Source organism: Aeromicrobium sp. (genome assembly GCF_025965075.1).
Lineage (GTDB): Bacteria > Actinomycetota > Actinomycetes > Propionibacteriales > Nocardioidaceae > Aeromicrobium.
Genome location: NZ_JAOPXQ010000011.1, coordinates 37,103 through 45,880 on the forward strand (window position 1 = coordinate 37,103; position 8,778 = coordinate 45,880).

At 70.4% G+C, this 8,778-nt stretch carries 8 protein-coding genes; 3 read left to right on the forward strand and 5 right to left on the reverse strand.

Annotated elements, in window-relative coordinates; genetic code table 11:
- The first annotated feature begins 5 nt into the window (after positions 1-5).
- A complete protein-coding gene (locus JWQ91_RS00700) occupies positions 6-1,298 on the forward strand; it encodes a M20/M25/M40 family metallo-hydrolase (RefSeq protein WP_297779455.1) in 1,293 nt (430 codons plus the stop codon).
- A 107-nt stretch (positions 1,299-1,405) separates the two neighbouring features.
- On the opposite strand, the gene JWQ91_RS00705 is transcribed toward JWQ91_RS00700, so the two are convergent.
- Together JWQ91_RS00705 and JWQ91_RS00710 are read right to left on the reverse strand one after the other, a co-directional pair.
- A complete protein-coding gene (locus tag JWQ91_RS00705; protein ID WP_129184837.1) occupies positions 1,406-1,591 on the reverse strand; it encodes a DUF5703 family protein in 186 nt (61 codons plus the stop codon).
- 19 nt (positions 1,592-1,610) lie between these two features.
- The gene (locus JWQ91_RS00710) at positions 1,611-2,567 is read right to left on the reverse strand and encodes an aldo/keto reductase (protein WP_297779460.1); all 957 of its coding nucleotides are present in this window, start codon (positions 2,565-2,567) and stop codon (positions 1,611-1,613) included.
- 48 nt (positions 2,568-2,615) lie between these two features.
- Between JWQ91_RS00710 and JWQ91_RS00715 the strand changes: the two genes are divergently transcribed.
- Positions 2,616-3,452, forward strand: coding sequence for an undecaprenyl-diphosphate phosphatase (locus JWQ91_RS00715; protein ID WP_297779462.1), 837 nt, complete (start codon positions 2,616-2,618; stop codon positions 3,450-3,452).
- Position 3,453: 1 nt separating this feature from the next.
- Here JWQ91_RS00715 and corA read toward each other — a convergent pair whose 3' ends face one another.
- On the reverse strand, positions 3,454-4,413 hold the full coding sequence (corA, locus tag JWQ91_RS00720; protein WP_297779464.1) for a magnesium/cobalt transporter CorA: 960 nt from the start codon (positions 4,411-4,413) through the stop codon (positions 3,454-3,456).
- 74 nt (positions 4,414-4,487) lie between these two features.
- Here corA and mshC point away from each other — a divergent pair, with 74 nt between their 5' ends.
- Complete coding sequence (mshC, locus tag JWQ91_RS00725) at positions 4,488-5,714, forward strand: cysteine--1-D-myo-inosityl 2-amino-2-deoxy-alpha-D-glucopyranoside ligase (protein WP_297779465.1); 1,227 nt, start codon at positions 4,488-4,490, stop codon at positions 5,712-5,714.
- A 37-nt stretch (positions 5,715-5,751) separates the two neighbouring features.
- Here mshC and JWQ91_RS00730 read toward each other — a convergent pair whose 3' ends face one another.
- On the reverse strand, positions 5,752-6,603 hold the full coding sequence (locus JWQ91_RS00730) for a PAC2 family protein (RefSeq protein WP_297779466.1): 852 nt from the start codon (positions 6,601-6,603) through the stop codon (positions 5,752-5,754).
- Positions 6,604-6,768: 165 nt separating this feature from the next.
- Positions 6,769-8,778, reverse strand: a 2,010-nt coding sequence (locus tag JWQ91_RS00735) for a vitamin B12 dependent-methionine synthase activation domain-containing protein (RefSeq protein WP_297779467.1), incomplete at its 5' end; no start/stop codon positions are given.

Below are 8,778 nucleotides of genomic sequence, written 5' to 3' on the forward strand. Positions count from 1 at the left end.
GCCCCATGGGCTACGCACCGGAGACCGAAGCACTCGAGATCTGCCGCGACCTGATCCGGATCGACACCAGCAACTTCGGTGACGCCTCGGGGCCGGGGGAGCGCAAGGCCGCCGAGCACGTCGCCGGTCTGCTCGCCGAGGTCGGCATCGAGTCGCAGATCCTGGAGTCCGAGCCCGGCCGGGCCAGCGTCGTGGCCCGCTGGGGCAACCAGGACTCTCCCCGCCCGGGACTGCTGATCCACGGCCACCTCGACGTCGTGCCCGCACAAGCCGCGGACTGGCGGGTCGACCCCTTCGCCGCCGAGGTCGTCGACGGCTACCTGATCGGCCGGGGTGCTGTCGACATGAAGGACTTCGACGGCATGCTGCTGTCGGTCGTCCGGGCCCGGCAGCGCGCCGGCTCGATCCCCGATCGCCCGATCACGCTGGTCTTCACCGCGGACGAGGAAGCCGGGGGAGTCCTCGGTGCCCACTGGCTCGTCGAGCACCACCCCGACCTGCTCGAGGGGTGCACCGAGGCGATCGGCGAGGTCGGTGGCTTCTCGACCGAGGTCGGCGGGCAGCGGCTCTACCTCATCGAGACCGGCGAGAAGGGCATCTCGTGGATGCGGCTCCGGGCCCGCGGCACGGCGGGCCACGGATCGATGGGCAACAAGGACAACGCGCTGACGCACCTCGCCGGCGGGCTCCTGGCGCTGGGTGAGCACGAGTGGCCCGCCGAGCCGGGACCGTCGATGCAGCTCCTGCTGGCCAAGGTCCGCGAGCTGACCGGGTCCGACGGCACCCCCGACGAGGTGCTGGCCCACTTCGGTCCCGCGATCCGGATGATCGGCGCCGGCATGCGCAACACGACCAACGCGACGATGCTGCAGGCCGGCTACAAGCACAACGTCATCCCCGGCGAGGCGATCGCGTACGTCGACGGCCGCTTCCTGCCGGGCCACACCGACACGTTCACCCCGGCCGTCCAGGACATCGTCGGCGACCGGATCGCGGTCGAGCCCTACATGAGCCAGACCGCGCTGGAGTACGGCTTCGAGGGCGACCTCGTCGACGCCATGACGGTCGCCCTGCACAGCCAGGACCCCGACGCCCATATCGCCCCGTTCCTGATGTCAGGCGGCACCGACGCCAAGGCCTGGAGCAAGCTGGGCATCACGTCCTACGGCTTCGTCCCGCTCCGGCTGCCCGCCGACCTGGACTTCACGGCGCTGTTCCACGGCGTCGACGAGCGCGTCCCGGTCGAGTCCCTCGAGTTCGGCGCCCGGGTCTTCGACGAGTTCCTCAACCTCGCCTGAGCCCCCCACCCGGTGACGCGTGGGTTGCGCCCCGTGACGCGCGGGTTGTGCCCGGTCGTAACCCACTCGTCAGCGGGTGCAACCCACGCGTCAGCGTTGGGGTGGGGTCAGAGGGTGCTGCGCATGCGGATGATCTTGCGGCGCAGGGTCACGGTGCGCTGACCCGTCCCGTCCTTGCGCAGGCGGTCGAGCTCCCAGCCCTGGTACTCGGCGGCGTCGGTCAGCATGCGGCACACGGCCGAGCGGGACTTGGTCCGGTCGATCGTGAGGTTCCAGAACTCGTACTCCAACATCGGACTCACCTTTCCCTGACTAGCGCGCTGCATCCGACACGTCGTCGAGCGCCTGGACGATCTCGGCCGGCAGCTCGACGTCCTCCGCGGCCAGATTCTCCTGCAGCTGGGCGGTCGTGCGTGCCCCGATGATCGCTGCGGAGAGCTGGGGGCGGCCGAGCAGCCACGACAGGGCGACGTGGGCGATCGTCACGCCGAGCCCCTCCGACGCCCGCGCGAGCGCCTCGACGACACCCGCCTTGGCGGGGGTGAGGTACTCACCGACGAAGCCGTCCCATCCCGGCGTCGCGGCGCGCGACCCGGTCGGCACGCCACCGCCGCGGTACTTGCCCGACAGCACGCCGCGGCCCAGCGGCGACCAGGCGAGGACGCCCATGCCCAGGTGGGCGGCGGCCGGGACGACCTCGGCCTCGGGGTCGCGGTTGACCAACGAGTACTCGACCTGCGTGCTGACCAGCGGCACCGCCTCGGCGCGGGCCGCGAGCCACGTCTGGGCGATGCCGGTCTGCCAGCCGGTGAAGTTGGACAGGCCGACGTAGCGGGTCCGGCCCGTACGCACGGCGTGCTCGAGGGCTGCCAGCGTCTCCTCGAGGGGCACGTCGGGGTCCGGCGTGTGGATCTGCCACAGGTCGAGGTGATCGGTGCCGAGCTGACGCAGCGACACGTCGAGCTGGTCGAGGAGGGCGCGGCGCGAGCCGTCCCGGACGACGTGGCCGCCACGACGACCGAAGCCGGCCTTGCCGGCCAGCACGATCCGGTCGCGGACCCCGGCCTTGGCGACCAGCGTCCCGAGCAGCTCCTCGCACGCCCCGTCGCCATAGATCGGCGCGGTGTCGACGAGCGTCCCGCCGGCGTCGAGGAAGGTCGCGAGCTGCTCCTCGGCGTCGTAGGAGTCCACGGCACTGCCCCAGGTCATGGTGCCGAGCGCCAACCTGGAGACCTCGAGCCCTGAGCGACCGACCCGGCGATACTGCATGCGGCAAGGCTAGTCGGGCGGGGGAAGTCCGCCCGGTAGGCTCGCACGGTGGATTTCTTCCGAGCTGTCGTCCTTGGAGTGATCCAGGGCCTGACTGAGTTCCTTCCCATCTCCAGCAGCGCACACCTCGCGATCTTCCCGCGGTTCTTCGGCTGGGACGATCCCGGCGCGTCGTTCACCGCGGTGATCCAGATCGGCACGGAGCTCGCGGTCCTGATCTACTTCTGGCGGGACATCGTCACGATCGCCTCGGGCTGGCTCCGCGGGCTCGTCAGCGCCGACGCCCGGACGGCGCTCGAGTGGCGCATGGGCTGGTTCGTCATCATCGGATCGGTGCCGATCGTGATCCTCGGGCTGCTGTTCCAGGACACCATCAAGCACGAGTTCCGCCGGGTCGCCCTCATCGCGGTCGCGCTGATCGTGTTCGGCCTGGTCCTCGGTCTCGCCGAGCGGGTCGGCCGCAAGACGCGCGCGATCGAGGAGCTGACGCTGCGTCACGCGGTCCTGTTCGGCCTCGCCCAGGCCTGCGCCCTGTTCCCGGGCGTGTCACGCTCCGGCGGCACGATCAGCATGGGCCTGTTCCTGGGCTACGAGCGCCGCGCCGCGACGCGCTACGCCTTCCTGCTCGCGATCCCGGCCGTGCTGGGCGCCGGCATCTTCAACCTCAAGGACATCCCCGGCGGGGAGAACGCCTACGGCACCGGCCCGACGATCGTCGCGACGGTCGTGTCGTTCATCGTCGGACTCGCGATCATCCACTGGCTGCTGGAGTACGTCAGCAAGAAGTCGTACGCGCCGTTCGTGATCTACCGCGTGGCGCTGGGCGTGCTCGTGCTGGTCCTGGTCGGCACCGGGGCGCTCACGTCCACTGTCGCCGTCAGCTGACTCAGAGCCAGCCGGAGCGCTTGAACCGCCAGTAGATGTAGAGGCACAGGCCGCCGATGACCGCGAGACAGGCCGGATAGCCGTACGTCCAGGACAGCTCCGGCATGTGGTCGAAGTTCATGCCGTAGATCCCGGCGATCGCCGTCGGCACCGCGAAGATCGTGGCGCCGGCGGTCAGCTTCCGCATGTCCTCGTTCTGCTGCACGCTGAGCTGCGCCAGGTGCGCCTGCAGGGCGTTGTCGAGCAGGTGATCGATCGAGTCGATCGCCTCCGCGGCACGGGAGAGGTGGTCGGCGATGTCGCGGAAGTACGGTCGGGCGTCCTCGGGCTGGGCCGACGTCGCCAGCCGGGTGACGGGCTCGCGCAGCGGCAGCACGGCCCGACGGAACTCGAGCGTCTCCCGCTTGAGCCGGTAGATGCGGCTCGAGTCGTTCGAGCGCTCGGCCGAGAACACCGAGGTCTCGACCTCCTGGACGTCGACCTCGAGCTCCGCGGCGACGTCCTCGTAGTGGTCCACGATCGAGTCGACCACGGCGTACAGCGCCGCGGTGGGGCCGTGCGACAGCGGCTCGATCATGCGCTCGGCGGCCTTGCGGGCCCCCGTGAGGGTCGGTCCGCCGTGACGCACCGTCAGGAGGTAGTTCTCGCCCAGGAAGATGTTGATCTCGTGGGTCGTGATGTCGTCGTCGTCATATGTCACCGTGCGGATCGAGATGAACGTGTGGTCGCGGTAGCGCTCGACCTTGGGCCGCTGGTGGGCCTCCAGGGCGTCCTCGACCGCCAACGGGTGCAGGTGCAGCGAGTCCGCGACCCGGTGCAGCTCGTCCGCCGTGGGGTTGCCGATGCCGATCCACAGGAAGTCGGCGTCGCCGAGCCCCGCCAGCGCGGCCTCGATCGAGGAGGTGTCGTGCTCGGTCGTCTCGCGGACGCCGTCGCGATAGACGGCGCAGTCGATGATCACATCGACATTCTGCCTCCCCCTGACGAACCCCGGCCGTCGACAGGCCGCAACCGGCCAGCAGATACGCTCGAGCCATGCGCAGCTGGTCCGGTCCCGAGATCCCGTCACTCGGCGAGCTGGGGCTCGGCAACGGGCCCGCCGTCACGGTCCACGACACGTCCGCCGGGGCGGTGCGCACGGTCGACCCGGAGGGCCAGGCCCGCCTGTACGTCTGCGGGATCACGCCGTACGACGCGACGCACATGGGGCACGCCGCGACGTACCTCGCCTTCGACCTGCTGCAGCGCGCCTGGCGCGACCGTGGGCTCGACGTGACCTACACGCAGAACGTGACCGATGTCGACGACCCGCTGCTCGAGCGGGCGCTCGCGACCGGCATGGACTGGGTCGAGCTGGCCGAGCGGGAGACCGAGCTGTTCCGCCAGGACATGACGGCGCTGCGCATCATCCCGCCGGCGCACTACGTCGGGGCGGTCGAGTCGATCGACCTGGTGGTCGACCTGGTCGAGAAGCTCCAGCGGGCCGGCGCGGTCTACCTGGTCGACGACGACCTCTACTTCGACGTCCACGCCGACGCGGGCTTCGGTCTCGTGTCCGGCCTGGACGAGGACGTCATGCTCACGATCTTCCCGGAGCGCGGGGGAGACCCCGACCGGCCGGGCAAGAAGCACCCGCTCGACTGCCTGCTGTGGCAGGCCGAGCGGCCGGACGACCCGTCCTGGGAGACCCGGCTCGGCAGTGGGCGTCCCGGCTGGCACGTCGAGTGTGCCGCGATCGCGCTGCACCACCTCGGCACGGCGTTCGACGTGCAGGGCGGCGGCTCGGACCTGGTCTTCCCGCACCACGAGATGTCCGCCTCGGAGGCGACCGTCGCGACGCACCAGCCGTTCGCCCGGTCCTACGTGCACGCCGGCATGGTCGGCTACCAGGGCGAGAAGATGTCCAAGTCCAAGGGCAACCTCGTGCTGGTCTCCCGCCTGCGCGCGGACGGGCACGATCCCATGGCGATCCGGCTGGCGCTGCTGGCCCACCACTACCGCAGCGACTGGGAGTGGACGCACGACGACATCACGACCGCCGAAGCCAGGCTCGCCCGGTGGCGCGACGCCCTGACCCGCACGATCGCCCCGTCCGGCGATGCCGTGCTGGAGCGGATCCGCGCCGCCATGGCCGACGACCTGGACGCACCGGCCGCCCTCGCGGCGGTCGACGCCTGGGCCGCCGACGACTCCGGTGAGGACCCGCAGGCCAACCGGACGATCCACAGCGCGCTGGACGCGCTGCTCGGCATCGCCCTGTAGGAGTTCACCGCGGCCACTGGGTCCGCGAGCGCAGGGGCTACTCCGGGTCGACGTTGCGGCGGCGCAGGTAGCGCTCGAACTCCCGGGCGATCGCGTCACCGCTGGCCTCGGGGAGCTCGCTGGTGTCCCGCTCGTTCTCGAGCGCCTCGACGTACTCGGCGATCTCGTCGTCGCGGGACGTGAGGTCCTCGGCGCCGCGCTGCCACGCGTCGGTCATCTCGGCCAGGACGCCCTGGGGGAGCGGCATGCCCATGGCGTCCTCGAGCGCGTGGAGCAGGGCCAGCGTCGCCTTGGGGCATGGCGGCTCGGCGAGGTAGTGCGGCACGGCGGCCCACAGCGAGGCCGCGGCGATGCCCTCCTGCACGGCGATCTCGTTGAGCACCGAGGTGATCCCGATGGGGCCGTGGTAGCGCGACGGCTGCAGCGACATGCGCTCCATCAGCGCCGCATCGTTGGTCGACCCGGTGACCGGCACGGGGCGGGTGTGGGGCGAGTCGGCCAGCAGCGCGCCGAGCGTCACCAGCTCGGTGACCCCGGCCAGCTTCGCGACGCCGATGACGGTCGAGCAGAAGGCCTTCCAGCGGAAGTTGGGCTCGGGCGCGCGCAGCAGCAACACGTCGCGATCACCGCGGGGCGGACGGGCGTGGAAGACCTGCGGCGCGGGCCACGTGATGAGTCGCTCGCCGTCGTCGCCCGCGAGCACGTGCGGACGGTGCATCTGGAAGTCGTAGTACTCCTCCGGGTCGAGCTCGATCAGCAGCTCGGCGTCCCACTCCTCGATGAGGTGGTCGACCGTCCCCGACGCCGCGTCGGCGGCATCGTTCCAGCCCTCGAACGCGGCCACCATCCATGGGTCGCGGAGCTGCGGGATCTCAGAAGAAGCTGTCACTCCACCAGCCTATAGCCGCAACGCTCCAGACCCACGTGAGCACGCGAACGTGACCATGCGCGAGCGGAGCGAGCGAGGCCGGCCCGGTGCGAGCGCCAGCTGGGGGCACCTCCCGCCTGCGGGGGAGTAGCGGGAGTGAGCGGCGACGAAGGAACCGCGTCCGGCTTATTCGTTCTCGGTCCGGTAGCCGAGGTTGGGCGAGAGCCACTTCTCGGCCTCGTCGACGCTCCAGCCCTTGCGCTCGGCGTAGTCCTCGACCTGGTCGCGGCCGATGCGCCCGAGGACGAAGTACTGCGACTCCGGGTGCGAGAAGTAGAGCCCGCTGACGGCGGCACCGGGCCACATGGCCATGCTCTCGGTCAGCTCGATGCCGGTGTTGGCCTCGACGTCGAGCAGCTCCCAGATCGTCTGCTTCTCGGTGTGCTCGGGGCACGCCGGGTAGCCCGGCGCGGGACGGATCCCGTCGTACTTCTCCTTGATCAGGTCCTCGTTGCTGAGGGCCTCGTTGGGGACGTACGCCCAGAACTCCTTGCGGACCCGCTCGTGCAGGCGCTCGGCGAAGGCCTCGGCCAGCCGGTCGGCCAGCGACTCGAGCAGGATCGCGCTGTAGTCGTCGAGGTTCTTCTTGAACTCGCCGATCTTGTCCTCGATGCCGACGCCCGCAGTGACCGCGAACGCGCCGACGTAGTCCCGCAGGCCGGTGTCCTTGGGGGCGACGAAGTCGGCCAGCGACTTGCGGGCCGAGCCCTCGCGCCCCTCGCCCTGCTGGCGCAGCTGGTGCAGCGTCGTCAGGACCGTCGAGCGCGACTCGTCGGCGTAGACCTCGATGTCGTCGCCCGCGACCTGGCTCGCCGGGAACAGGCCGAACACACCGTTGGCGCGGATCCACTTGCCCTCGATGAGCTGGTCGAGCATCGCCTGCCCGTCCTCGTAGAGCTTGCGGGCCGCCTCACCGCTGGTGGGGTTGTTGAGGATGTCGGGGAACTTGCCCTTCATCTCCCACGCGTTGAAGAACGGCTGCCAGTCGATGTAGGGCCGCAGCTCCTCCAGGGAGTAGTCCGTGAACGTCTTGACGAACTGCGTCGCCGCGCCGTGGCGGTGGTCGCAGCCGGGCCCGGAGCACAGGTCGCGCGCCTGCTGGGCGAGCAGCCGGGGACGGGGCGGCTGGTAGCCGGTCCAGTCGATCGGCGTCGCCTTCTCGCGCGCGGCCTTGATCGTCAGCAGCGACCGGGTGTCCTGGCGGGCGGCGTGCCGCTCCCGGAGGGCCTCGTAGTCGGCGGCGGTCTCGGCCAGCAGCTTGGGCCGCTGCTCGTCCGACAGCAGCGCCGCGACGACGGGGACGGACCGGGACGCGTCCTTCACCCAGATCACGGGGCCGTGGTACTTCTGCGCGACCTTGACCGCGGTGTGGGCGCGCGACGTCGTGGCGCCGCCGATCATCAGCGGGATGTCGAAGCCCTGTCGCTCCATCTCGACGGCGAAGTTGACCATCTCGTCGAGCGAGGGCGTGATGAGCCCGGACAGTCCGATGACGTCGGCGCCCTCGGCCTTGGCGGCGTCGAGGATCTTCTGCGCGGGGACCATGACGCCGAGGTCGACGACGTCGTAGTTGTTGCACTGCAGCACGACGCCGACGATGTTCTTGCCGATGTCGTGGACGTCGCCCTTGACCGTCGCCATGATGACCTTGCCGTTGCTGCGCTCCTTGTCACCGGGCTGCTTCTCGGCCTCGATGAAAGGGATGAGGTAGGCCACGGCCTTCTTCATGACTCGCGCCGACTTCACGACCTGCGGGAGGAACATCTTGCCCTCGCCGAACAGGTCGCCGACGACGTTCATGCCGTCCATCAGCGGGCCCTCGATGACCTCGATCGGCCGGCCGCCGCGCGCGCTGATCTCGGCGCGGAGCTCCTCGGTGTCGGACTCGGCGAACTCGTCGATGCCCTTGACCAGCGCGTGCGTGATCCGCTCGCCGACCGGCAGGGAGCGCCACTCCTCGGTCGCGACCTCCTTGACCGAGCCGTCGCCGGCGAAGTCCGCCGCGATCTCGAGCAGCCGCTCGGTGCTGTCGGGGCGGCGGTTGAGGATGACGTCCTCGATGCGCTCGCGCAGCAGCTCGGGCACCTCGTCGTAGACCTCGAGCGCGCCGGCGTTGACGATGCCCATGTCCATGCC